This window comes from Kitasatospora sp. MY 5-36, assembly GCF_001182915.1.
In the GTDB taxonomy this organism is placed as follows: Bacteria; Actinomycetota; Actinomycetes; order Streptomycetales; family Streptomycetaceae; genus Kitasatospora.
In genome coordinates this window covers 1-287 of the sequence record NZ_LFVW01001320.1, presented here as the reverse complement: position 1 = coordinate 287, position 287 = coordinate 1, and the positions used below count along the sequence as shown (strand labels likewise).

At 77.7% G+C, this 287-nt stretch carries 1 pseudogene; it reads left to right on the top strand.

The features are described from left to right. Positions 1 to 287 (top strand): annotated as a pseudogene (locus tag AE652_RS42215) (hypothetical protein); the annotation flags it as partial.

Below are 287 nucleotides of genomic sequence, written 5' to 3'. Positions count from 1 at the left end.
CGACCGGGTCCGCACCGAGGCCGAACAGCACGCCACCGACCTCACCAAGCGCACCGCGGCGGAGACCGCCGAGGTCCGCGAGGCGGCCGACCGGTACGGCGCCGAGGTCCGCGAGACCGCCGACCGGTACGGCGTCGAGGTCCGCGAAGCCGCCGAGAAGCACGGCGTCGAGGTCCGCGAAGCCGCCGACGCCTACGCCGCCGAGCAGCAGACCGCCGCCGACGCGTACGCCGCCGAGGTCCGCGAGCAGGCAGACGCCCACACCGCCGAGCAGCGCGCCGCCGCCG